The sequence below is a fragment of the Candidatus Accumulibacter sp. ACC003 genome, assembly GCF_907163085.1.
Taxonomy (GTDB): domain Bacteria; phylum Pseudomonadota; class Gammaproteobacteria; order Burkholderiales; family Rhodocyclaceae; genus Accumulibacter.
Map to the genome: position 1 here is coordinate 409602 of NZ_CAJQTX010000001.1, position 23675 is coordinate 433276.

The following is a 23675-nucleotide window of genomic DNA, read 5'->3' on the forward strand; positions in this document are numbered from 1 at the left end:
TCTAAATGATCTCCGGGGCCGGCGCGGCGCGGTGGCTGGCGCGCACGTCTTGTGCCACGCTGGCGAGCAGTTCCGGCGAGGCGTCGGCGCCTTGCTGTCTGGCCACCTGCTCGACCTGTTGTGCGAGGCGCGCCGCGCCGTCGTCGGAGTCGAGGTCCTCGCCGGTGCCGCGCAGTTGTTGAATGACCCGCGCCGCCAGTTTGGCGATCGTCGGGCTCTGGCTGATGGCCATTACCGGCAGGCGGATGCCAAAACGCGCTTCCAGGGCGATCATCAGTTCGACGCCCATCAGCGAGTCCAGACCCATGTCGTAGAGCGAACGGTTGGCGTCGATCTTGTCGGCGGCGACGCGCAGGATCTCGCCGATCTCGCCACGCAGGATGTCGATGAACGCCGCCAGCAGTTGCTCGTCGGAAAGCTCGGTCAGCAGTCGCTGGATGTCTTCCGATTGGTCCTCCTGGGCGTCGCTGCCTTCGGCGTGCCAGACCAGCTCCTGGAATTTCGGACTGTTCGCCGTCGGCAGCAAGCGGCTCAGGGCGTTCCAGTCGAAGTCGAGCACCGCCAGGCCCGAACGATCGGCCAATAGCATCTCCTCGAGCGCCTCGAGCGCGACCGCTGAGTGGAGTGCCGCGCCGCCCATGCGGTTCTGCAGCGCCTCCTTGATCGCTTCGTTACGCGCCAGGAAGCCGACGTCGTCGATCGGTCCCCAGCCGATACACGTGGCACACAGCCCAATCGACCGGCGATACGCGGCGAGCGCTTCCAGAGCCGTGTTGGCGGCGACGTAGCTGGCCTGCCCGGGGTTGCCGAAGACCGTCGTCGCCGACGAAAAAAGAATGAACAGATCGAGACCGTGGTCGCGCGTCAGTTCGTGCAGATGACGCGCGCCAAGCGCTTTCGGTTCGAGCACCCGGCGAATCCGCTCGCCGTCGAGATTGGCGACCAGGCCGTCGTCGATTACCGTCGCCGCATGGACGATCCCCTTCAGTGGCGGCAGCGTGCCGGCGGTCTCGGCGAGCAGCGCCGCCAGAGCAGCGCGGTCGGTGACGTCGCAGGCGGCGGCGTATACGCGTACGCCTTGCTTTTCGAGTCGCTCGATCGCCTGCCGTGCTTCGTCCGACTCCGGACCGCTGCGGCTGATCAGGATCAGCTGTCGCGCGCCCTTGCTGGCCAGCCATTCGGCGGTGCGCAGGCCGAAACCCTGCAGGCCGCCGGTGACCAGATACGACGCGTCGGCGGCCAGTTGCAGGCGCTGGCGGGTCGGCGCTTCGGGGGCGTGCACCCGGTTGATGCCGTGCCGATAGGTAATGACGATCTTGCCGATCTGGCGGGCCTGCTGCATGTAGCGGAAGGCGTCGACGATATCGTCGGCCTCGAAGCTCTGGTACGGCAGCGGGTGGAAGACGCCGTCGGCGAACAGTTCCATGATCTCGGCGAACAGGCGGCGGGTGAGCTCCGGGTGCACCAGCATCAACTGGTCGGCGTCGATGCCGAAGTAGCTGATGTTGTTGCGGAACGGCCGCAGGCCGATGCGCGTGTTTTCGTAAAAATCGCGTTTGCCGAGTTCGAGAAAGCGGCCAAAGGGCTTCAGCACCTGGAAATTGCGGTTGATCGCTTCGCCGGCGAGCGAATTCAGAACGACGTCCAGGCCTTGCCCAGCGGTCTGCGCCATGATCTGGTCGGCGAAGGCCAGCGAGCGCGAATCGAAGATGTGGTCGACGCCGAGGAGGCGCAGAAAGTCGCGTTTTTCATCCGATCCGGCGGTCGCGTAGATCTCGGCACCGAGCCATTTCGCGACCTGGACGGCGGCAATCCCGACGCCGCCCGCGGCGCCATGGATCAGCACCTTTTCGCCCGGCTGCAGGCGTGCCAGGTGATGCAGCGCGTAATAGACAGTGAAGAAAGTACTGGGAATCGTCGCTGCCGCTTCGAAGGAAATTCCGGGCGGAATATGCGCGATGGCGCTTGCCTGGGTCACCACCCGGTTACCGAAGCTCGACGGGCCGAAGCCGACGACCTGGTCGCCGACGCTGAAAGCAGAGCCTTCGCGCCCGTTTCGAGAGACCGTACCGGCAAACTCGAAACCCAGCGTCGGGCCGGCAAAACCGTTTTCGATCGCCTCGTCGGCGAGCAGACCGAGCGCGTACATGACGTCGCGGAAGTTCAGGCCAGTGGCCTGCACCTCGACCTCGATCTGCTCGGGGTCGAGATCGCGACGCGGCTGCGCTTGCCAACGCAGATTGCGCAGTTGGCCCGGAAATTCGAAGCCCAGCGACACCGTCGGTGCGTCGATTGGCGCCGGCAGTAGTGCGTCGGGGCGTTCCTCGACGCGCAGGCGCAAGGCGTAGCGCTCGCCGCTGGCGGTCAGCAGCACCTCGTTTTCACCGTCGGGCTGTTCAAACTCCTTGTCCAGCGCGGTCGCTGCGGTTTCAATCGCCAGCGGCGTTTCCAGATCGATCAGGCGGATTGCGCAGCCGTCGACCTCGTTGAGCATCGTCCGGCCGAATCCCCAGAGCGCGGCGTCGGCGGTATCGCTGGCGTGGCGACCAGGCAGCAGGTGGCTGCCGGCATTGGCGGTGATCAGCCAGCAGGTGCTGCTCGTCTTCGCTTGCGCACATGCCTGGAAGATGCTCGCGGCGGTGGCGCAGCGCGCGACCTGCTGCTCGACAAGGTCTACCGCCGGCATGCTGGACGGCTCCGCGACGAGGCCTGCGAGATAAACGATGCCGTCGAGTTCGCCGTAGTTGCCGGTGGTTTCGGCGAGCAGCGACGCAATTTTTGTGGTGTCGCCGGTGCTCGCCTGAATCACCAGATCGCCGCGCGCCTGTAGCTTCCTGGCGAGCTGATCGGAGAGCTTGGCCGAAAAGCCGACCTGGTCGGCAAGCAGGACCCAGCTACGCAGCGCCACTCGTGGCGCGTTGTGGGCCGTGCCGTGTTCCTCGGCGAGCTGCGCAAGCAGCAGGTAGGGGCCGGACAGCGTGTCCGGCGAAAACTCGAATAGCTCGCAGCGGGCAAAGCCCGATTGCTCGAGTTGTTGCTGCCAGAAGAAGCTCGGCCGCTGAGTCGACCGCCAATCACCGCCGTCGGATCGCGACCAGCCGTCCTGGCGCGCGCCGAAGACGAAGTCGATCCAGCGCGACGGGTGCTGCCCGACGACGATCAGCGAGGCGCCGGCGGCCAGGCAGCGGCGCGCATGGTCGAGCGCCTGCAGGGTTTTCTCGAGCGTCGCGAAGTCGAGTACGACGATTGCCAGCGCGCAGCCGGTGCCGTTGGCCGAGTGTGTCGAGTTCGTCGAAATCGCTTCCGGCGGACCGCCGATCAGTTGCGTCGTGATTTCCGGCGAGCATTCGCGCAGTCGGTCGCGCTCCTCGTCCAGCGTCGCCGGCGAGGTGCTGGCAAAGCAATAATCGCCGCGGTTGAAGTCCAGGGCGATACACGCGTCCATGGCGAAGGAGGGTGCGCCCTCGCTGATCTCGACGATCCGCAGCCGTCTTCCTTCGGGCAGATCTTTCAGTCCACGGCCGATCAGCACGCGCAGTGCGCGGCCAAGCTTCTCTTTGCCGCTGCTGCCCAGCACTTGCCGCAGCAGCGTTGCCCGCGACGACTCCTGTGGGCAAATCTCGGACAGCGTTGCTGCACCGGTCAACAGCGGCGCCAGATGCATGCCGATACGCCCGACCGAATGGACGATCTGGAAGTAATCGGGGTCGTCGGCCAGCAGGCTGTTCCAGATGTCCTGCGCCGACGACTGATCGCGCGCGTCGGGAACGATTTCCCAGCCGTCGGCGGTGCGCAGCAGCGACTGATCGTCCTCGGCCAGCGACAGCAGGCGCGCCAGGAAAGCCTCGCTGGCGTTGCTCTGGCAGGCGGCGATTGCCTGCGCTGACAAGCTTTGCCCATCGGCTGACAGCTCTAGCAGTGCCTGCCGCGTAAAGCGGCTGCACAGGGTGTCGAGCAGTGGATCGACTTCTTCCGAGTAGCGGCGATGCGTTCCTTTCAGCGCCGCGCGCCGGGTCAGTTCGGCAAGCGCCGAACGAACACCGTCGAAAGCGATTCCCGGCTTGCCGTGCGGCGTCAGCGGGTGCGGTCTGGGTGTGCCGTGGTAGGCCAGGCAGCGCAGTTGGTCGGCGGCATTCCTGCTCAGGCGAACGCTGCGAAAGAGAACGTCCTTGACGACGGCGATGGTCCTACCGTCGGCCGCGAAGATCGCGAAGTCGGCGCGCAGCGAGCGCGAACCGTGCTTTAGCAGCCTCGCGCGCGCCAGGCTTGGTCGGCCCATGCCGCGACGGAAGGCAATGCGTCCCATGCGGACCGGCACGAAGGCCAGACCGCGATGTTCGCCAATGGCGTCTTTCAGCAGCTGGAAGACGAGCTGGAAGGCGCAGTCCAGCAGCGCCGGGTGGAGGTGCGTCTGTTCGAGCTCGAGGTCGATGCTGCTCGGGATCCGATAGACCGCCAGCACCGCGTTGCCTTGTACCCAGCCGTGCTCGATGCACTGGAAAGCGGCTCCGTAGGCAAGGCCGGCGGCTTGCGTCAGGGCGGCGTGGCTGGCGTGGTCGAAATCCGGGTCGCGGGTCGGTAGCGCCGGGGCTTTCTCGCTCAGCAGGCTGTCGTCAGCTTCGCAGCGAACGCGCGCCGTGCAGTGCACGGTCCACGGATCGTTGCCGAGCTGCTCCCGGCTGGCGATCGTCACGCCGCCGTCGTCCGCGTCGATCGTCGAGCGGATGATGGTCGAGCGCTCGTCTTCGATCAGCAGCGGCGTACGAATCTCGAGGTCTTCGATCGCCGTCAGGTCGTCGGCCTGCCACAGCAGGGCGGCGGCCAGCGCCAGCTCGGCGAAGCCGGCACCCGGGAAGATCGTTGCTTCGCCGACGACGTGGTCAGCAAGAACTGGATAAAGCCGCGTATCGAGCTGGTTTTCCCAGGTCAGTTCGTGCTGTTGCAGCGCGTAGCCGAGCAAGGGGTGCAGCTTGTGGCGATAGAGCAGGCCGGCCGATTCGGCAGTGACCGGGTGCCAGTGGCGCTCGCGCTGCCACGGGTAGTTGGGCAGCTCGACGAAGCCCGCCGCTTGCGGGAAAAACTGCTGCCAATCGTGGCTGGCGCCGGCGATCACTGCCTGGCTGGCGGCGCTCCAGATGCGCTGTGGCGAGTCGTCGTCACGCAAGGCGGTGGCGATGACACGGCCGTCGATGGCACGCGCCTTCAGGCCGTCGTTGAGGTAGCCGCGGAGAATCGGACTGGGGCCGATTTCGACAAAGACATTGATGCCGTCGTCGAGGATGGCCTGGACCGCCGCTTCGAACTGCACCGGCTGGCGAATATTGTGCCACCAGTAGGCGGCGTCGAGTTGCCGGCCGGGCAAGGTCTCGCCAGTGACTGTCGAGCAGAAGGGGACGAGCGTCTCGCTCGGCTGCAGCGCGGCCAGCGCCTCTTTCAGCGCGACTTCGATGCCATCCATCGCCGGGCTGTGGAATGCGTAATCAAGGTCGAGTCGTTTGTGGAAGACCGCGCTCCTGGCCAGCGCCGACTCGAGAACGACGAGGTGCTGCACGTCGCCGGCGATGGTCACGCCGCGCGCGCTGTTGATCCCGGCCACGGCGAGCACGGCGTCGAGGCCCAGTTCCGCGAGCAGCCGGCGCGCTGCCTGCTGTTCGAGGGCGACCGCGGTCATCTGTCCCTGGCCCCTGGTCGTTTCCTGCAGCCGGCTGCGATGGTGGACGACCTCGACCGCCTGCGCCAGGCTCAGCGCTCCCGATGCCCACGCAGCAGCGACCTCACCGACGCTGTGACCGGCGACGAGCACCGGCGTGACGCCACGCTGCGCGAGCATCCGCGTGATTCCCACCTGCATGGCAAACAAGGCCGGTTGCGCGAACTCGGTACGCTGGTAGCGCGCTTCGCCATTGCGGCCGGCGAGCTCGTCTTCGAGCGAGTAGTCGGCATAACACCCGAACAGCGCGTCGACTTCGCGGATCGCGGCGCGGAATACGGGTTCTTCAGCGAGCAGGCGTTGCCCCATGCCGGCCCATTGCGAACCATTGCCGGTATAGATGAACGCGGCTCCGCGCGGCGCCGGCAGCGCACTACCACTGGCGACGGCGCCGCCGTCAACGCGGCCATCGGCAAAGTCGAGCAGTGCCTTGGCGACGGTCGCGCGGTCTTGCGCGAAGACGATCGCCCGCTGCTCGTGCCAGTCGCGCCGGAAAGCCGCGGCATGCGCGATGTCGTACAGCGTGGCAGCGCTGGTCTCGCCCAGGAAGCCGGCCAGGTCGCTGGCAGCTGCGGCCAGGGCGACGCTGTCGCGCGCCGAGACGATGATCGGCAGCAGGCTGGCTAGCGGTGCCAACGGCGCCGCGCGCAGCGGCTCGCTTTCGACGATGACGTGCGCGTTGGAGCCACCGAAGCCGAAAGAGTTGACGCCGACAATCAGCGTGCCGCTCTTCTTCAGCGGCAGCGGCTCGGTGACGACCTTCAGGTTCCATTCGGCGAGCTTGATGTGTGGATTGGGCGTGCGTACGCCGATCGTTGCCGGCACCAGCCGGTGCTTCAGGCAGTGCAGGGCCTTGAGCAGGCCGGCGACTCCCGAGGCCGTTTCGAGGTGGCCGAGATTGCTTTTCACCGAGCCGATCGGCAGCGGCTGGCCGGCCGGCCGGCGTTTGCCGAGCGCGTTGCCGATGGCCAGTGTTTCGATCGGGTCGCCGACGGCCGTGCCGGTGCCGTGTGCCTCGAGGTAGTCGATGGCCGCGGGGTCGATGCCGGCTTGCGCGTAAGTCTCTTCAAGAAGGGCGGCTTGCGCCTGTGGACTCGGTACCGTCAGGCCCGATTTGCGGCCGTCGGTATTGACCGCCGAGGCGACGACCACAGCGACGATCGGGTCGCCGTCGATCAGCGCCTGATCGTAATCCTTGAGGACGAAGATGCCGCCGCCCTCGGAGCGGACGTAGCCGTCACCGGCGGCGTCAAAGACATTACAGCGGCCGCGCCGGGAGAGCATCGACGCTTTGGCAAAGACCAGGAATCCATACGGATGCAGATGCAGGCTGATGCCGCCGGCCAGTGCGTGCGTGCTTTCGCCCGAGACGATCGAGCGACACGCCTGGTGAAAGGCGACCAGCGATGACGAACACGCGGTATCGATGGCCATGCTCGGGCCGCGCAGGTCGAGGACGTACGAGATGCGGTTGGCAGCGATGCTCGCCGTGTTGCCGGTAGCGGTCGTCGAATCGATCACCCCGAGGTCGTCGGCGAGGCGATACGAGTAGTCGGCACTGGCGATGCCGACGTAGACGCCACAGCGACTGCCGCGCAAGGCCGATGGCCGGATGCCGGAGTTTTCCAGCGCTTCCCAGCTCATTTCGAGCAACAAGCGCTGCTGTGGGTCCATCAGCGCGGCTTCACGCGGCGAGATGCCGAAGAAGGCGGCGTCAAAGGTGGCGACTTCGCCGATCGATCCGGCGGCGAAGGTATAGCTGCTGCCGGGATGGTTTCGCCGCGGATGGAGGAAAGCGTCGTGCGCCCAGCGCTGCGGGTCGACTTCGGTCACCAGATCTCTGCCGTCCAGCAGATCCTGCCAATACTGGCTGCTACTTGTTCCCGGCATCCTGAAGGAATAGCCGATGATGGCCACGCGCCCTGTCATGCTTGTTCGTCTCTCCGTTGCTATCGGGGTCGCTCCTGACGAGCGCATTGATCGGTCCTGGAAACTCGGGTCTAGCCGTTCATCGCCTGCTCACGCTGGCACGGCCAATAGGGTCAGGGACGAGCTGATCGACAGCCTCGTCGACCGTGGCGCCGCATCGTCGGCTGACGATGGCGTGGTAATGCAGGGTCTTGGTGTGGCGGCTGCGTTCGCGGCTATGGCTGGCTGCGGATGCCGCGCCGAAGTTGCCCGAACGCCCACCGTTGCGGCGGGTGTGGCGATTGCTGTCGTCGTCGTTCGTTCACCGGCGGCGAGCATGGCCAGGTTCCGTTTCGGAAGTTCCTGTCGCACGACGCTGGGTCAGCAGTCGGCAAGTTGCTGCCGTCACCGCTGGGCGTCGTTGCTGACTGTTACTTGCCGATTTACTGCCACCAGCGGAGACGAAAGCTAACGACAATTGGCAAATCCTTGCCGGCTCCGGCTGGAGGCGTGGTTGTTGGGGCGATGTACGGGGCTCGAACCCGTGACAACTGGAATCACAATCCAGTACTCTACCAACTGAGCTAACACCGCCATTGATCTGGCGCGCCCGGCGAGACTCGAACTCACGACCCCCGGCTTAGAAGGCCGGTGCTCTATCCGGTTGAGCTACGGGCGCAAGTGCGAGATTTCCTGGGCAGGAAGTCCCGCGAGTACGGCCATTTTAACTTGTGCAACTGGTCGGGGCGGTGGGATTCGAACTCACGACCCTCTGCTCCCAAAGCAGATGCGCTACCAGGCTGCGCTACGCCCCGAGAAAGCGCGCATTCTACAAGCTGAGATGGCGGTGGTCAATGACGTAGGTGGTGATTTTGTGAGCTTTGTAATTGGCGCTGCGCGGGCGATCACAGCAGCTGTCCGCGCGTCTGCGCGCAAGCTCGTCTGGCAAAGTGTTTGGCCGGTGCTCGCCGGCTCGCCACGGGAGCCGCATCGAGTCGCTGGCGCAGTGTCTATAATGCCGTCAAGCGAAGCCGCGAGGCGAAAGTCATGGCCCAAATTACAGCAGCCGATCCGAGACGCGATTGCCAGCAGATTGCCTGTCATCTGGCGACCATTGCTTTCCCATGGGATACGACGCGAGCGCTCGAACTGGCGCTGTTCCGCACTTTTGCGGCGGCACGCATCGGCGGCCTGTTGCACGGCACGGGTGAATTCGAGGCGCGTGCGCAGAAGCGCTACGACGATACCGATCTGTTGGTGAGTGAAATCATCGAACATGGTTTCGATAGCCCGCGCGGGTCGCGAGCGATCGCGCGCATCAATGCTTTGCATGGACGTTTCCGGATTGCCAACGACGATTTCCTTTACGTGCTGTCAAGCTTTGTTTTTGAACCGATTCGCTGGAATCAACGTTTTGGCTGGCGGCTGATGAGCGAAGTGGAAACGCAGGCCTGGTTCTGGTTCTGGAGGCAGGTCGGCGAACGCTTGCTGATCCGGGATATCCCGGAGGACTATGGAGAATTCGAGCGCTATAGTCGCCGCTACGAAGCGCGCAATTTCCGTTGTACGCCGGCCAGTCGCAAGGTCGCCCTGGCGACCCGTGAACTCTTTGCCGCCTGGTTCCCGGCGTTGCTGCGGCCGCTTGTCCGCCGCAGTATTCATGCTTTGCTCGATCCACCGCTGCTGGCCGCATTCGATTTGCGCCCGCCGCCGTCCTGGCTGGCGTGGCTGGTGGCCACAGCGCTGCGCACACGCGCCAGGCTGTTACGCTGGCTGCCACCGCGCCAGCGGCCGAAGCGGCGAACGCAAATTCCGCGAGCCGATTATCCCGGGGGCTATTGCATCGAATCGCTGGGTCCGCCGGCCGCTGGCCGGGCAGGCGAGGCGGCGGCGACGCGCTGCCCATTCTCCGGTCAGGCCAGAACAGCCGACAGCGGCGAAGACGCCTGATCGGGCGGCTGGTCTTGGCCGCTCGTGACAATCGTGGCAAGGAGGAGAAGACGATGATCAGAATCATGGCCCGGCTGACGGCTCGGGCAGGTAGTGAGGCGGCGCTGCGCCTGGTGCTGCAGGAGCTGTGCGGTCCGAGTCGTGGCGAAGCCGGCTGCCTGAGCTACGAGTTGTTCCACAATCAGGACGATGCGCGCGAATTCGTGACGCTCGAGCGCTGGGCCGATCAGGCGGCCGCCGACGCGCATCTGGCGACGCCGCACGTCGCGCGGGCGATCGCGCAGGCTGGCGAGCTGCTGGCGCAACAGCCCTTGATCCATCGCTTCAGGCAAGTCACCTGAGCTGCCAGCGCGCGAGCCGCGGGCGCCGGTGATGCGTGAGCCGTCTGCGTGGCTGCGAATGGCGCTCGGCGTCAATCCTGGTGGCCAGAGCTCGTGGTCTGCATCGCGGCGCGCACGGTAGCGGCGGTCAATATGTCAATGGATTGGGTAATGGTGGACGTGGCGGGGGCCATTGCCGCCATGACCTTGACCATAATTGCCGGCTGCGGTATACGCCTTAATAAGCCGCGACTGATGGGCGCCAGCGGTAACCGGCGAGCCTCCTGGCTCACTCGGCGAATCGACGAATCGGCGCTCGGCCTCGCATCGATCGAGAAGACTTATGGGAGCGAAGATGGAACGTGAAGCGATGCCCTACGACGTGGTGATTGTCGGAGCGGGCCCGGCGGGTTTGAGCGCGGCGATTCGCCTGAAGCAGCTGAACGCCGAGCTATCGGTGATGGTGCTGGAGAAAGGTTCCGAGGTCGGTGCGCACATCCTGTCCGGCGCCTTGTTCGAGACGCGGGCGCTCGACGAGCTGTTGCCCGACTGGCAGACCTCGGGAGCGCCGGTACAGACGCCGGTCAGCGAAGATCAGGTCTATCTTTATCGCAGCCAGAGCAAGGCGGTCAGGTTGCCGGCATTTGCCGTACCGGCGCCGATGCACAATACGGGCAACTACGTCATCAGTCTGGGTAGCCTCTGTCGCTGGCTGGGCGAGCAGGCGGAAGCGCTCGGCGTCGAGATCTTTCCGGGATTCGCCGCCACCGAGCTGCTCTACAACGACGATGCTTCGGTGAAGGGCGTGGCGACCGGTGACCTGGGACGCGACAAGAAAGGCGAGCCCAAGGACAGTTTTCAGCCTGGCCTCGAGTTGCACGCCAAGTACACGCTGTTTGCCGAGGGTGCGCGCGGCCAACTCGGCAAGGAACTGATCGCCAGATACGACCTGGCCAACGGCGCAACAGCCCAGCACTATGGCATCGGGATCAAGGAGTTGTGGCAGATCGATCCGGCCAAGCACCAGCCCGGTCTGGTCGCTCACGGCGCTGGCTGGCCGCTCAGCGAGCATGGCGCGACCGGCGGTTCCTTTCTCTATCATCTCGAAGACAATCAGGTTGCCGTGGGTCTGATCGCCGATCTCAACTACGCCAATCCCTACCTCTCTCCCTTCGAAGAGTTCCAGCGCTTCAAATCGCAGCTCGAGATCAGCAAGTATCTGGAAGGTGGCAAACGCCTGTGCTACGGCGCGCGAGCGATTACCAAGGGTGGCCTGAACAGCCTGCCGAAGCAGACTTTCCCGGGTGGGTTGCTGCTTGGCTGCGACGCCGGCACGCTGAACTTTGCCAAGATCAAGGGCATCCACACGGCGATGAAGTCGGGGATGCTCGCTGCCGAAACGGTCAACGCCGCTTTGCAAGCCGGTGACGAAGGGCGCGCCGATTTGCTCGCTTATGACGATGCCTTCAAGGCTTCGTGGCTGTACACGGAACTCCATCTGGCACGCAATTTCGGACCGGCGCTGCACAAGTACGGCACCTTCATGGGCGGCGCATTCAACTGGATTCAGCAAAACCTGTTCGCTGGTCGGATGTTCTTCACGCTCAAGGACGAAACCAGCGACCACCAGCAACTGCAGCCGGCTGCCAACTTCCAACCGATCGAGTACGCTCGACCCGACTGTATCCTGAGTTTCGATCGGCTGTCGTCGGTATTCATCTCGAATACGGCGCACGAAGAAGAGCAGCCCGTTCATCTGCAGTTGCTCGACAGCAGCAAGGCGATCAGCGTCAACTTCAATGAGTACGCATCGCCCGAGCAACGCTACTGCCCGGCGGGGGTGTACGAGATCGTCGAAGAGGCCGCTGGTCCGCGCCTGCAGATCAATGCGGCGAACTGCGTGCACTGCAAGACCTGCGACATCAAGGACCCGACGCAAAACATTCGCTGGGTGGCACCCGAGGGCGGTGGCGGGCCGAACTATCCGAATATGTGAACGGCCGCTGCCTTGCACCACTGCCGGTCGGCCGCCGGGAACAGCGCCAGCGTCTGTTACATGCCTTGGCCGGCGTGCCTGGCGAGCGCCCACGCGACGTGTTCGCGGATCAGCGCCGACGAGTCGTTCTGGCGTGTTGCGAGCGCCGCGATGACGGCTGGCGAGCTGACCGCGTTACCGAGGGCGACGGCGATGTTGCGCAGCCAGCGTTGGTGCCCAATCCGCCGGATCGGGCTGCCCGCCAGGCGTGTGTTGAACTGCTCTTCGCTCCAGGCAAAGAGTTCCGCAAGTGGCGTCGCGTCGAGACCGTTACGGCCGGCAAAGTCGGCGTCGCCAAGCTGCCCGAAGCGGTTCCACGGGCAGCACAACTGGCAGTCGTCGCAGCCGTAGATGCGGTTGCCGATCAGCGGCCGCAGCGGCAGCGGGATGGCACCGTGCAACTCGATCGTCAGGTAGGAAATGCACAGGCGGGCGTCGACCTCGTAGGGTGCGACGATCGCCCCGGTCGGGCAGGCGTCGAGGCAGCGCCGGCAGTCACCGCAGTGCTCGGCGATCGGCGCGTCGGCTGGCAGCGGCAGATTGGTGTAGATCTCGCCAAGAAAATGCCAGGAGCCGCCGCGGGTCAGCGACAACGTATGCTTGCCGCGCCAGGCGATACCCGACTGGCGGGCAAATTCGGTCTCCATGACCGGCGCTGAATCGCTAAAGGCACGGTAGGAAAACGCGCCTGCCGCCGGCTCCAGCGCCGCCACTTCCAGAGCAACGCGGTCAGCGAGCTTCTGCAGCCGCTGGCGAACGGTCTTGTGGTAGTCGCGGCCAAGCGCGTAGCGCGAGACGTACGCCAACTCGCTGTCGGCAAGCACCTGCTCGGCGTCGGCGGCGTCGGGCCAGTAGGGCAGGCGCGCCGAAATGACCGTCAGCGTGCCGGGCAGCAGCCGCTCGGGCGCGGCGCGCAAGGACGCGTGTTTGGCCATATAATCCATCTCGCCGTGCCGCCCCAGCGCCAGCCAGCGCAGCAGCCACGGCGCCGCCGCTGCGACATCGGCGCAGGCGATGCCAATCGAGGCAAAGCCGAGTTCCCGTCCCCAGTCCTTGATCCTGCTCACTATATTGGCATAATCGCCGTCGCCGCTGGCCGCGCGGCGGCCAGCACCTGTTTGGGAGTTCCTCTCTTGCATAGCCCGGATGATAAACAGTCAGCGCTGACTCTGCACCTGGCAGACGAGTTGGCAACCGCCACGCTTGCTCGCCATCTGGCGCCCTTGCTCACGCCGGGAATGGTCGTCTGGCTGGACGGCGACCTGGGAGCCGGCAAGACCACGCTGGTGCGTGCGCTGTTGCGTGCCCTGGGCCACGTCGGTCCCGTCAAAAGCCCTACCTATACTTTGGTTGAAATTTATGTGATTTCGAGGATATACTGGTATCACTTTGATTTCTATCGATTCAACTTTCCTGAAGAATTTCTGGATGCAGGGCTTGGCGAATACTTCCGTGACGATGCCGTGTGCTTGGTCGAGTGGCCCGAAAAGGCTGCCGGCTGCGTGCCCGCGGCCGATCTGGTCGTTCTCTTCCACATTCTTGGGGAGAGGCGGACGCTGGACGTCGTCGCGGGCAGTGAGGAGGGGCGAATATGTCTGAATGCTCTGAAGAGCGGCTGGTGCGACGTCGCAGGCTGATCAAGTTTGCCGGTGCGTCCTTGTTTTTGACGGTCAGCCCGATATCGCAAGCCAGCAGCAATCGCAATCTGAGCGTCGTCGCGGTTCGCGTCTGGCCGGCTCCCGACTACACGCGCGTAACGATCGAATACAGCGCGCCCCTGAAATACACTCACTTCACGGTGAAGGACCCGGATCGCCTGGTCGTCGACCTCGAAGGCGTCGAGCTGACCAGCGTCCTCGAGAGCATTGGCAAGAAAGTCCTGCCCGACGACCCCAACATCAAGCTGCTGCGCGCCGGCCGTTACAAGCCGGGTGTCGTGCGTTTGGTGATGGAATTGAAAAACGAAGTCGAGCCGCAGGTCTTCGAGCTGGCGCCGGTCGGTAACTACGGGCACCGTCTGGTCCTTGACGTCTACCCCCTGGCACCGCCCGACCCGCTGCTGTCGTTGCTCGACAGCAAGGACTGGCGGCCGGTGCCAGCCGAGAAAGCGCCGGCGACGCCGGCCGATATCAAGCCCAACACGGGGCTGGACGTCAACAGCGAGCGCAAGGTCGACAGGCTTGCCGAACAGAAACCGGCGCCCAGCAAGCGTCAGGGCAAAGGGGTGATCGATCGCCTGGTGACGATCACCCTCGACCCCGGACACGGCGGCGAGGACCCCGGCGCCGTCGGCCGTGGTGGCAGCTTCGAAAAACACGTCACGCTGGCCGTCGCCAAGCGCTTGCGAGCGAAGATCGATGCCGAGCCGAACATGCGCGTCGCGCTAACGCGTGACTCCGATTTCTTCGTGCCCTTGGGCGCTCGCGTGCAGAAAGCGCGGCGAATCCAGTCCGACCTCTTCGTTTCCATCCACGCCGACGCCTTCGTCAGCCCCGAGGCCAACGGTTCTTCGGTCTTTGTCCTGTCGGAGCGTGGCGCCTCGAGTTCGGCGGCTCGCTATCTGGCGCAAAAAGAGAACGCTTCCGACCTGATCGGCGGCGTCAATATCGACGTCAAGGATCCGGTCCTGGCGCGCACCCTGCTGGACCTTTCGCAAACCGCGACGATCAGCGATAGCCTCAAGCTCGGCAAGGCCGTTCTCGGCGAGCTCGGCGGCATCAACCGCTTGCACAAGGCCAGCGTCGAGCAAGCGGGATTCGCCGTTCTCAAAGCGCCCGACATTCCGTCGATTCTGATCGAGACGGCTTTCATCTCGAACCCAGAGGAGGAGAAGCGCCTGAACGACGACGCTTACCAGGACAAGATGGCCGATGCGATCCTGTCGGGGATCAAGAAATACCTGGCGCTCAATCCGCCGCTCGCCAAGTCGACGCTGGCCAGGCTCGACTAGGCTCAGCGTGATCGGAGCCGGCACGGCACGAGGCGATGCGGTAAAGACGTTCAAAGTGGTAAATAGCGGTTCCAAATATCGGACGGCGCTGCTAGAATGCCGACCCTGCACGTGCTTCAAGGATCACCGTGCCGCTGTAGCTCAGTTGGTAGAGCAGCGCATTCGTAATGCGAAGGTCGCCAGTTCGATTCCGGCCAGCGGCACCAGTAAATCAAACACTTAGCCCGACTCACAAGGTCGGGCTTGTAAGTATTCGGCCAACCCGTAGCGCGCCAGCGCCATTGCCGAGGAGGGTTAGCGGCAGAGGACTGATCGGAAGGCTCTGTGAAGGGGGTAGAGCCAGATGTCCTTGATCGGGAGGATGGACTTGCTGGTGGGGCATTTCTTGCCTCGCCCGGCGGTTTGACCGACCTTGATCCAGTTGGCGGCCTGGTAGCAGGTGCCGCGATGGCGGGGCGTCTCGACGAAGGTTTCGAGCAGTACGGGGCGGTAGCCGTAGCGCGCCAGCCAGTCCTTGGGCAATTTCCGCTGCATGAGCGAGAGGATCTTGGAGGCCAGGCCCTTGCACTGGATCCAGGGCAGGATCAGAAAGCGGGCATTGTTCACCACCAGTTGCAGGTTCCTTTGTCGCTGCTCATCGTGCCAACCGATGAATTGCTCGCGCGCGGCGAGTTTCCAGGCGCTGGCGCCGAAGCTGAGCAAGGCGACCAGGGTCTCGCCGGCGAAGACGAAGTAGCGGCTCTGACTGCCCGCCATGGGCGTGTGGCCGAGATAGTGGTAGCGGGCGATGTACTCGTTCCACAGACGCGAGTTCGCCGAACCGACGACCTGATGCAGACGCAGCGGCGGCAGTTCATGCACCGGCTGGGTGAGCACCGGTTGTGGATCGGTGGCGTGAGTAGGCAGATACTCGGGTTGGCGAGGAGCGGCCCGTCGTGCCGCCGGCAGGGTGAGCAGGCCGTCGGCCTGCATACGCAGCATGGCCACCCGGCAGGTCATATCCTTCAGCTCGTCATTGGGCTTACGCCAGTCGAAGAGCTCACACACCTGGCGCGACAGTTGCGCGCGGCTGCTGCCAGGATGGGCTTCGATCAGGCGGCAGAGGGCCTGCAGTTCGTCGTCGGTAAAGTGACGCCCGCAATAAGGCTTCACGAGCTATCGATGGGACGGCTCTGATCGACCGGGATGCCACGCATCTGAGCCAGTCGATCGGTCGCCATCGCCCAGGGCAGAAAGGCACTCAAGTCCGTCGGCGGCAGGTTGCCGTTGGCGGCGCAGGCCTCCAGATACGCCGTCAGCCAGGTGCGCGGGTTGATTCCCCACAAGCGCAGCGTCAGCAGCAAGCTGAACATCGTCGCGGCGAGTGCGCCGGACCAGAGACTGCCCGACCCATAGAAGTTCTTGCGTGCGACCACCGGCGTGCGCTGTGCGCGCTCGGCGGCATTATTGTCCATCGCCACCTCGGGGCGGTCGACAAAGACGGTCAGGCCGGACCAATGTTTGCGCATGCTTCGCAGCACCTTGCTCGCCGGCATTTTGAGCGCCGGGTTCGCCAGTTCGCTTTCCCGTTGACTGGCCATTTGCGTGATCGCCTGCCGCAAGGCGCGGTCGCGTTCGGCCCACTGTACTGGGTCGCTACGGACTTCCAGGCGCCGTCCATTCAAGTGGTAGAGCTGAGCGATCTGCTCGACCCAGGCCAGTGCCCAGTCCGCGAGCTCCGGATGGGCGTTGGCCAGTTCCAGGAAATCACGCCGCTGATGTGCCCAGCAGAAAGCCAGAATGAAGTGGTCAAGGACTCGCGCGAGCTTCTTGTAGGCCGAATAGCGATCACAGATGATGACTCCTCCGGCGCTACCGGAGAGCTCCCGGATCGGCACCGCCGCCGAGCGGCTCGGGTCGAGCACGAAGTGGATGACCGATGGGCCGTGGAACACCCAGAAATACCAGCGATGTCCGACCTTCCCTTCGGTCTCGGCAAAGACCCGCCAGCGGGTCTCGTCTGCGTGCCACTGTTTCTCGCTGCGTAGTTGGCCAAGCAGGGCTTCTTCAAGCGGCTCGAACAGCGGTGCCAAGGCACGAAGTCCGCCGGCCACCGTTCCTGCCGAGAGCGTCAGTCCGTGGTCGGACAAGTCTCGCAGAAGCCGATGCGTCGGCTGGCCGTACAAGAACTTCGACAGCAGCAAGTGCACCCAAATCGACACGCCGTACTTTCCACGCGGGATCAATCGTGCCGGCGGTGGCGCGGTCAGAATACCCCGCGCGCCCGGACACTGACAGGTCCGCCGGTAGCGCCGCCGGCAGATCTTCCGGCGGTAGGCCTTGACCTCGATCTCGAGGACTTCACTGTCTTCCGTGCCGGGAAAGTCGACGTAGCCCAGACCACAGTCCGGGCAATGCGGGCAGTCGATGTCGATGACCTCGATCTGCGTCGGCAAGTGACTTTCCGGGTTCCGCCCGTGACCCGCTGCTCCCGGTTGCTGACCTCGAGCTCGCGACGATTTTTGGTCCGCCGCCGGGTTCTTCTCGGCTCCCGAAGAGCGTTCTGACTTGCGACCAAACAGGCGTTTTTGCAGATCGCGGATCTTGCCCTTGGCCTGCTCCAGTTCGCTGCGCAAGGCCGCCTCGCGCGCCGCCGCTTGCGCCATTTCCACCCGATGAGCGGCCTCCGATTGCGCCAACCGAACCAGCGCTTGTCGATGTTGGCTCCGCCAGAAGCTGGCCTCCCAACGGAGCTTGATCTCCTGCTCCTTGGTTAGCGTCACCAACACCTCGGCGAACGGCGCCACTTGGCGGTGACTTGCCGCCGATCCTCCGCCAATGATGTCCGCACCCGTGTCCATGCGCCGCATGGTGCCGGATTTCCGCTGCTGTGTCCAGATCTACGGGCTGTCCGCCAATCGCTGACTGACGCACGCCGACCAAAAGCGGGGCTACGGGTTCACCGAATACTTACTCGGGCTTTTTGTTGGGGTTACGCCGGGCTTACTTTCGCTGTAAAGCGACCGCTTCATTGGGGTCGGTATCGATGATGCCACCGTCGTCGGGTGTCCTGCAGGAATGGCCGGCGACGGTGGCCGTTCACCTAATGAGGAATGAGCCACTTCTCGTGGGCGGCCGGCTTGTCCGTTTGCGGACGACACTACCGTAAGCCGTTGTGAAATGGAGCGTCCGCGCTTACCGTGCCCTACTGCCAACAGGACATCGGCGCGTGACGTCCGCGTTACAAAAGTCCCGTAGGCGGGGAGAAACTCGATCAGGCGCCAAGTGCCGTTCGCCGTCACCCCTGACCGATATCCCTTCAGTTCATGATTGAGTGAATGCAGCCGCCATCCCGACGCATATGCATGTCGTCAGGACTTCGCGCACTGGCCAAGGTCGTGAGCTGCACCGAAGCTTGCCAGCATGGTGAGCTTGTATGCCAGCCTTGCTGGCAGTGCGGGAGAAGGCTTCCAGTCCCTTGTGGCGAAAGGTCCTGACCACGGCAATGCTGTGCCACCAACCCGCCGCAAGGCCTCCGTGGGTATCTGGCCGTTCGATCTCATTGGACGATCTGCTCTGCCGAAGCCGGCGATCTATACTCATGTGTCGCCGCCAACCTGCGTTGATCACACGGCTGCCGCGGGCCATCAGGAGGGTTTGGGTGGTCGGCGGCCGCTCACATTACTCTCTCAGCTGCATGCTACGCGTGGCACTTGGTGTGCTGCAGTATGCTGGGCAGGCGTCAAATCACATTTGGCATCCCCGCAAGCGCGATCAGAACCGCGTCGAGCGTCACCTGTTGCGGCACATCGTTAGCGGTCATCAAGGAGGCGATTTGGCCATTGACCGTGCGCCGTGGGCTCTGACGAGCGCCGCGATGCACGCTAGCCCGGCGGCCATCACGCGATCGCTAATCAGCGGCGGCCGGCTGCTGCTGCGCCAGCGACAATGATCGCCCGCACATTCTCGACGGCCGTCAGGCAGCCAACGAGGCACGAGACTCGTCGCGCCAAGCGAGAAAAATGGTGCCATTTACTTGGCCGCTCGGCCAGGCAGGCTGCGCTCGCGACTACAATCGCTGCCGGCGAGCGAATGCAGCGGCACAGCCGATGCTTCGCGGGATTTTTTCAAGAGGCTTCGTTGATGAACGTCATCCCATTCCAGTTGCTGGCCTGCCCGCTCGACGGCGACGCTTTGCACTGCCGGGGGGCCACCTGGTGCTGCACGGCGGGCCATAGTTTCGACGTGGCCAGTCACGGGTATACCCACCTACTGCCGGTACAGAACAAGCGTTCGCGCGATCCGGGCGACAGCAAGGAGATGGTCGCGGCTCGCCGCCGCTTCCTGAATGGCGGTTCTTACCAGCCGATTGCCGAAGCGCTCAGCCGCGCGACGCTGGCCGATCTGCCTGCCATTGGCAGCGCCAGTTGCCTCGATGCCGGCTGCGGTGAGGGCTACTACCTGCGCCAGTTGGCGGCGGCGAGCCGCGACGGACAAACGCTGGCCTTGCTTGGCCTGGATATTTCCAAGTGGGCCGTGCTGGCGGCGGTGAAGCAGGACCAACAGCCCAACTGGGTCGTCGGCAGCAACGCCAGGTTGCCTGTGCAGCCGGGCACGCTCGATCGCCTGCTGTGCATTTTCGGTTTCCCGGTCTACGCCGAGTTTGCGCGGGTGCTCAAGCCGGGCGGTCTGTTGCTGCAGATCGATGCCGGCGTCGACCACCTGCGGGAACTGCGCGAAATCATCTATCCGTCGCTGAAGCCAAAACGCTCTGCCGACGTGTCGGCACCGGCGGGCTTCAGCCACTTGTCGAGCGAAACGGTGCGCTACGCTCTGGACCTTGCCGGTGCGCAGCCAATTGCCGACCTGCTGGCGATGACCCCGCATCTCTATCGCGCCAGCGCCGCACGCCGCGCGCAGGCCGCCGAGTTGACGGCGCTGTCGGTGACCGTGGACGTACGTCTGACGCGTTTCACGCGGGACGGTAGGCGGCCCGAGAAACGGCGGCCGTAGCCGCCGTGCCTGCCGAGCGGGCGCCTCGCCTGGTTGCGCTTGCGGCGGCTGCTGACCAGGCCGACGAGAGCGAGACCAGGGAGCGCCACACTGGCGGGCTCGGGAGTCGCAAAGACTTCCTTGGCAGTCGACGGTGAAGCCGTTCCAGTTTTCGTAGCTCATGCTTCGCCAGCTGACCTTGTCGAAGGCGCCCAGGAAGCGTAGCGTGCCGTGTGGTTCGCCGGTGCCGAGCAACTGGTATTCGAAATTGCCGCCACCGAGATCAACGACGTTCTTGCTTCGTCACGGCCGCCGTATTGCCAAAGCCAGGAGAAAGCTCTCTGGATTGCCACGTCGGCTGCGCCTCCTCGCAATGACGCGGTGCGGGTCAGGCGCATCGCCAGGAAATCGCTCACGCCGTCAGACCGGGGAGAGCGGCGGACATAACAGCGCCCCTGGCCTCGTATGTTCCATCGCGCGTGAACACTACACTGGCGGCGCGTCCAGGCCAGCCGCGTCGGCTCGCCGACGGCGATGAGCGCGGCTGGTGCAGGTCTGTCAGGAACTCCGTGATGGACCTTGTCTGGGCGGCGTGCCTATACTGCCCAGTGCGATCGTTGGCTATGTCGCCGGCGATCTTTCTTGCGAAAGCTGCCCATGAAGCCTGATTCTGCGTATCCCGAACTCCTTCGCCGGACGCTCGAACACGCCCTGGCGTATCTTGAGGCGCTGCCCGAGGCGCCGGTCGCGGCCAGCGCCAGTCTGGAAGAGCTGCGCGAGCGACTCGGCAAGCCCTTGCCAGCCGGCTCGGTCGATGCCCGCGCCGTCGTCGATCAGTTGGTCCGCGACGTCGCCGGCGGCTTGACGCACAGCAACGGTGGCCGCTTTTTTTCGTGGGTCATCGGCGGCACGCTGCCGGCCGCGCTGGCAGCCGATTGGCTGACCTCGACCTGGGACCAGAATGCCGGCATGTTCGCGGTCGCGCCGGCGGCCGCGGTGATCGAGGAGGTGTGTGGTCGCTGGTTGCTCGACCTTCTGCGCCTGCCGCCCACCGCCAGTTTTGCGCTGGTCACCGGCTGCCAGATGGCGCACGTCACGTGTCTCGCCGCCGCCCGCAACGGCGTTCTCGCCGCCGCGGGCTGGGACGTCGAGCAGCAGGGTTTGCTCGGTGCTCCGCCGATCCGCGTGCTCACCGGCGATCAACGCCACGGCACCATCGAGCGCGCCGTCCGTCTTCTCGGCCTGGGTCGCGATTGCCTGGTCGACATCGCGACCGACGGCAACGGGCAGCTGCGCGCCGGGCCCTTGCGGGCGGCGCTGGCAAGCGCGCCCGATGCGGCGCACATCGTTCTCCTGCAGGCCGGCGACCTTAACACCGGTTCCTTTGATCCCTACGACGAACTGATTCCGCTGGCGCACGAGTTCAAGGCCTGGGTGCACGTCGACGGCGCTTTCGGACTGTGGGCGGCGGCCAGTCCCGAGCACCGTCACTTCACCGACGGCGTCGACAAAGCCGATTCCTGGGCGACCGATGGACACAAGTGGCTCAATGTTCCCTACGATTGCGGTTTCGCTTTTGTCGCCGATCGCCAGGCGCACTACCAGGCGATGGCGCACCACGCCGCCTACCTCGAGCACTCGCTGGTGGCCCGCGATCAGGTCGACTGGAATCCGGAATATTCCCGCCGCGGCCGCGGTTTCGCGACCTATGCGGCGATCGCCAGCCTGGGTCGCGAGGGTATCGCGCAGATGGTGGCCGGTTGTTGTCGCCATGCGCACGCGCTGGTCAGCGGTGCCGGCGCACTGCCGGGCGTCGAAGTCCTGCACGTGCCGCAGATCAATCAAGGCCTGCTGCGCTTTCCCGATCCATCACCGACGGCGACGGATGAAGATCACGACCGCCGCACCGAAGCGGTGACGGCGCGCGTCGTCGCCGCGGGTGCCGCGCACTTCGCGTGCACCACGTGGCGCGGGCGGCGTTGCATGCGCGTCTCGGTTTGTGCTTACGCGACCGACGAAGACGACGTGGCGCGCGCGATCGCCGCCATCGGTCAGGCACTCTGAGCGCGCCTGGCGAGCGTTGGCCACGATCTGGGCCGGGGATTTTTCGGTCAAAGTGCGGCGGGCAAAGCGCGCTTGGGCAAAACGCGCCTTGCCCGGGAGGCCGGCAAGCGGCTATAATGCGCGGTTTTTCCACCTTGCCCCACCGTTTTGCATGGCGGGGGGCTTTAACCACAAGGAGTGTTCATGCGTCATTACGAAATTGTTCTGATTATCCATCCCGATCAGAGTGAACAGGTGCCGGCGATGGTCGAGCGTTACAAGGCGTTGATCACCACGCGTGCCGGACAGATTCATCGTCTCGAAGACTGGGGACGCCGCCAACTCGCTTACCCGATCCAGAAGTTGCACAAAGCGCACTACCTGCTGCTGAATATCGAGTGCGATAACGCGACGCTGACCGAACTCGAGCACGGCTTCAAGTTCAACGACGCCATCCTGCGGCATCTGACGATCAAGACCAAGCGTGCGGTCAGCGCGCCGTCGCCGATGATGAAGGACGACAAGTCCAAGTCACTGCTGGAAGTGCGTGTTCCAGACGCGGCTGAAGCCGCTGCAGAGGCTGCCGAACCGGCCGCAGAACCAGCCGCCTGATTGTCGAGGCGCTGCTGAACCGCGTCGAGCTCACTGGCATCCTGATCGAGCGCAAGGCGCTACGTTTTACACCAGCCGGTGTACCCGTAGCAGAATGCCTGATCGGGCACCAGTCAGAGCAGGTCGAAGCCGGCAGCAAACGCCGCGTCGAGTGTGAAATCCAGGCGATTGCCCTGGGTCCGACGGCGCAGTGGCTGCAAGCGGCAAGTCCTGGCGCAGCGCTCCATTTGACGGGTTTTCTCGCCGCCAGGAGCCGCAACAGCAAGCAGCCGAGACTGCATGTAACAACGATCGAATTTGTCGAAGGAAAGCAAAATGGGAAGATTCTTCAAGAAGAAGGATGACAAGAACGTCAAGAAACGTGGTGGTGGTCTGTTCAAGCGGCGCAAGTTCTGCCGCTTCACCGCCGAGAAGATGGAAGAGATCGACTACAAGGACGTCGACCTGTTCAAGGAATACGTCGCCGAGAACGCCAAGATCATGCCGGCTCGTCTGACCGGCACCAAGGCGGGTTACCAGCGGATGCTGTCGGTGGCAATCAAGCGTGCCCGTTTCCTGGCGCTGCTGCCGTATACCGATAATCACCAGTAAGCGAGGACGAGACGATGCAAGTAATTCTGATGGAAAAGGTTGGCACCCTCGGCGGCCTCGGTGATCTGGTCAATGTCAAGAATGGTTATGCCCGCAACTTCCTGATCCCGAAGGGTAAAGCCAAGCGTGCGACGTCGGCGACGATGAAAGAGTTTGAAGCCAAGCGGGCCGAACTCGAGAGCGCGGCGGCTGACAAGCTGCTGGCTGCCCAGGCGTATGCCGAGAAGCTTGGCGGCGCGGTCGTCAGGATCGAGCGCAAGGCGGGTGTTGACGGTCGCCTGTTCGGTTCGGTGAGCAACTTTGACGTCGCCGATGGCCTGCGGGCTCTCGGCTTCACGGTCGAGAAATCGGACGTGCGCATGCCTGCCGGCCCGCTCAAGACGATCGGCGAGAGCCAACTCGAGGTGTCCTTGCACAGTGACGTCCTGGCGACGATCACCGTCACCATCGTCGCCGAACAGTTCAAGCTGTAGGTCCTTGATCCGGCACCGTCTTCTGGTGCCAGGGAAAAAGCCTTGCTCGTCGAGCAAGGCTTTTTTGCGTCCGGGCGCCGGAATAAGGCCCGGCATCGGGGTAGACTCGCGA

At 64.4% G+C, this 23675-nt stretch carries 15 protein-coding genes and 4 tRNA genes; 12 read left to right on the top strand and 7 right to left on the bottom strand.

The genetic code is table 11. The features are described 5' to 3' along the window. Position 1 precedes the first annotated feature (1 nt). From QZ656_RS01805 to QZ656_RS01820, 4 genes are all read right to left on the bottom strand, one after another. Entirely contained in the window at positions 2-7639 is a 7638-nt protein-coding gene (locus QZ656_RS01805; protein WP_291991773.1) for a type I polyketide synthase, read from the bottom strand. A 497-nt stretch (positions 7640-8136) separates the two neighbouring features. After that, positions 8137-8212 (bottom strand) — tRNA-His (locus tag QZ656_RS01810). An 8-nt stretch (positions 8213-8220) separates the two neighbouring features. Beyond that, positions 8221-8297: transfer RNA gene (locus QZ656_RS01815), tRNA-Arg, on the bottom strand. A 59-nt stretch (positions 8298-8356) separates the two neighbouring features. Then, positions 8357-8433, bottom strand: a tRNA-Pro gene (locus QZ656_RS01820). Positions 8434-8665: 232 nt separating this feature from the next. On the opposite strand from QZ656_RS01820, the gene QZ656_RS01825 reads away from it, so the two are divergent. The 3 genes from QZ656_RS01825 (at position 8666) to QZ656_RS01835 (ending at position 11884) form a co-directional block, all read left to right on the top strand. Further along, entirely contained in the window at positions 8666-9568 is a 903-nt protein-coding gene (locus QZ656_RS01825; protein ID WP_291991774.1) for an oxygenase MpaB family protein, read from the top strand. Positions 9569-9621: 53 nt separating this feature from the next. Beyond that, the gene (locus QZ656_RS01830) at positions 9622-9909 is read left to right on the top strand and encodes a putative quinol monooxygenase (RefSeq protein ID WP_291991775.1); all 288 of its coding nucleotides are present in this window, start codon (positions 9622-9624) and stop codon (positions 9907-9909) included. A 334-nt stretch (positions 9910-10243) separates the two neighbouring features. Further along, positions 10244-11884 carry an electron transfer flavoprotein-ubiquinone oxidoreductase gene (locus QZ656_RS01835; protein ID WP_291991777.1) on the top strand — a complete coding sequence of 547 codons (1641 nt, stop codon included), beginning with the start codon at positions 10244-10246 and terminating at the stop codon, positions 11882-11884. A 56-nt stretch (positions 11885-11940) separates the two neighbouring features. Here QZ656_RS01835 and queG read toward each other — a convergent pair whose 3' ends face one another. Next, complete coding sequence (queG, locus tag QZ656_RS01840) at positions 11941-13062, bottom strand: tRNA epoxyqueuosine(34) reductase QueG (protein WP_291991778.1); 1122 nt, start codon at positions 13060-13062, stop codon at positions 11941-11943. Here queG and tsaE point away from each other — a divergent pair. The 3 genes from tsaE to QZ656_RS01855 all read left to right on the top strand — a co-directional run bounded on the left by tsaE (position 13057) and on the right by QZ656_RS01855 (position 15079). Further along, the gene (gene tsaE, locus QZ656_RS01845; protein ID WP_291991779.1) at positions 13057-13560 is read left to right on the top strand and encodes a tRNA (adenosine(37)-N6)-threonylcarbamoyltransferase complex ATPase subunit type 1 TsaE; all 504 of its coding nucleotides are present in this window, start codon (positions 13057-13059) and stop codon (positions 13558-13560) included. The two genes, queG and tsaE, sit on opposite strands and share 6 nt — an antisense overlap. Next, positions 13515-14873 carry an N-acetylmuramoyl-L-alanine amidase gene (locus tag QZ656_RS01850; RefSeq protein WP_291991780.1) on the top strand — a complete coding sequence of 453 codons (1359 nt, stop codon included), beginning with the start codon at positions 13515-13517 and terminating at the stop codon, positions 14871-14873. The genes tsaE and QZ656_RS01850 overlap by 46 nt, the downstream gene beginning before the upstream one ends. Positions 14874-15003: 130 nt before the next feature. Further along, a tRNA-Thr gene (locus QZ656_RS01855) sits at positions 15004-15079 on the top strand. Positions 15080-15167: 88 nt separating this feature from the next. Here QZ656_RS01855 and QZ656_RS01860 read toward each other — a convergent pair. Continuing rightward, entirely contained in the window at positions 15168-16025 is an 858-nt protein-coding gene (locus QZ656_RS01860; protein ID WP_291991781.1) for a Druantia anti-phage system protein DruA, read from the bottom strand. Beyond that, positions 16022-17722 (bottom strand): IS66 family transposase, encoded by a 1701-nt coding sequence (locus tag QZ656_RS01865; protein ID WP_291991782.1) that lies wholly within the window; start codon positions 17720-17722, stop codon positions 16022-16024. Before QZ656_RS01865 ends, QZ656_RS01860 begins: the two co-directional genes overlap by 4 nt. Positions 17723-18995: 1273 nt before the next feature. On the opposite strand from QZ656_RS01865, the gene QZ656_RS01875 reads away from it, so the two are divergent. The 6 genes from QZ656_RS01875 to rplI all read left to right on the top strand — a co-directional run bounded on the left by QZ656_RS01875 (position 18996) and on the right by rplI (position 23563). After that, positions 18996-19865 carry a putative RNA methyltransferase gene (locus QZ656_RS01875; protein WP_291991783.1) on the top strand — a complete coding sequence of 290 codons (870 nt, stop codon included), beginning with the start codon at positions 18996-18998 and terminating at the stop codon, positions 19863-19865. Positions 19866-20501: 636 nt separating this feature from the next. Further along, entirely contained in the window at positions 20502-21908 is a 1407-nt protein-coding gene (locus QZ656_RS01880; protein ID WP_291991784.1) for a pyridoxal-dependent decarboxylase, read from the top strand. Positions 21909-22091: 183 nt separating this feature from the next. Continuing rightward, positions 22092-22499: a 30S ribosomal protein S6 gene (gene rpsF / locus QZ656_RS01885; protein WP_291991785.1), complete on the top strand. Its 408-nt coding sequence runs from the start codon at positions 22092-22094 to the stop codon at positions 22497-22499. Between the two features lie 14 nt (positions 22500-22513). After that, on the top strand, positions 22514-22843 hold the full coding sequence (gene priB / locus QZ656_RS01890) for a primosomal replication protein N (RefSeq protein WP_291992108.1): 330 nt from the start codon (positions 22514-22516) through the stop codon (positions 22841-22843). After that, complete coding sequence (gene rpsR, locus QZ656_RS01895) at positions 22815-23090, top strand: 30S ribosomal protein S18 (RefSeq protein WP_291991786.1); 276 nt, start codon at positions 22815-22817, stop codon at positions 23088-23090. Before priB ends, rpsR begins: the two co-directional genes overlap by 29 nt. Positions 23091-23104: 14 nt before the next feature. Next, a complete protein-coding gene (gene rplI / locus QZ656_RS01900; protein WP_291991787.1) occupies positions 23105-23563 on the top strand; it encodes a 50S ribosomal protein L9 in 459 nt (152 codons plus the stop codon). Positions 23564-23675 lie beyond the last annotated feature (112 nt).

What these genes read in the sequence shown, in the direction of transcription:
- QZ656_RS01805 (WP_291991773.1), bottom strand. Translation starts at nt 7,639, where the DNA reads ATGACAGGGCGCGTGGCCATCATCGGCTATTCCTTCAGGATGCCGGGA.
- QZ656_RS01825 (WP_291991774.1), top strand. Translation starts at nt 8,666, where the DNA reads ATGGCCCAAATTACAGCAGCCGATCCGAGACGCGATTGCCAGCAGATT.
- QZ656_RS01830 (WP_291991775.1), top strand. Translation starts at nt 9,622, where the DNA reads ATGATCAGAATCATGGCCCGGCTGACGGCTCGGGCAGGTAGTGAGGCG.
- QZ656_RS01835 (WP_291991777.1), top strand. Translation starts at nt 10,244, where the DNA reads ATGGAACGTGAAGCGATGCCCTACGACGTGGTGATTGTCGGAGCGGGC.
- queG (WP_291991778.1), bottom strand. Translation starts at nt 13,062, where the DNA reads ATGCAAGAGAGGAACTCCCAAACAGGTGCTGGCCGCCGCGCGGCCAGC.
- QZ656_RS01850 (WP_291991780.1), top strand. Translation starts at nt 13,515, where the DNA reads ATGTCTGAATGCTCTGAAGAGCGGCTGGTGCGACGTCGCAGGCTGATC.
- QZ656_RS01865 (WP_291991782.1), bottom strand. Translation starts at nt 17,722, where the DNA reads ATGCGGCGCATGGACACGGGTGCGGACATCATTGGCGGAGGATCGGCG.
- QZ656_RS01875 (WP_291991783.1), top strand. Translation starts at nt 18,996, where the DNA reads ATGAACGTCATCCCATTCCAGTTGCTGGCCTGCCCGCTCGACGGCGAC.
- QZ656_RS01880 (WP_291991784.1), top strand. Translation starts at nt 20,502, where the DNA reads ATGAAGCCTGATTCTGCGTATCCCGAACTCCTTCGCCGGACGCTCGAA.
- rpsF (WP_291991785.1), top strand. Translation starts at nt 22,092, where the DNA reads ATGCGTCATTACGAAATTGTTCTGATTATCCATCCCGATCAGAGTGAA.
- rpsR (WP_291991786.1), top strand. Translation starts at nt 22,815, where the DNA reads ATGGGAAGATTCTTCAAGAAGAAGGATGACAAGAACGTCAAGAAACGT.
- rplI (WP_291991787.1), top strand. Translation starts at nt 23,105, where the DNA reads ATGCAAGTAATTCTGATGGAAAAGGTTGGCACCCTCGGCGGCCTCGGT.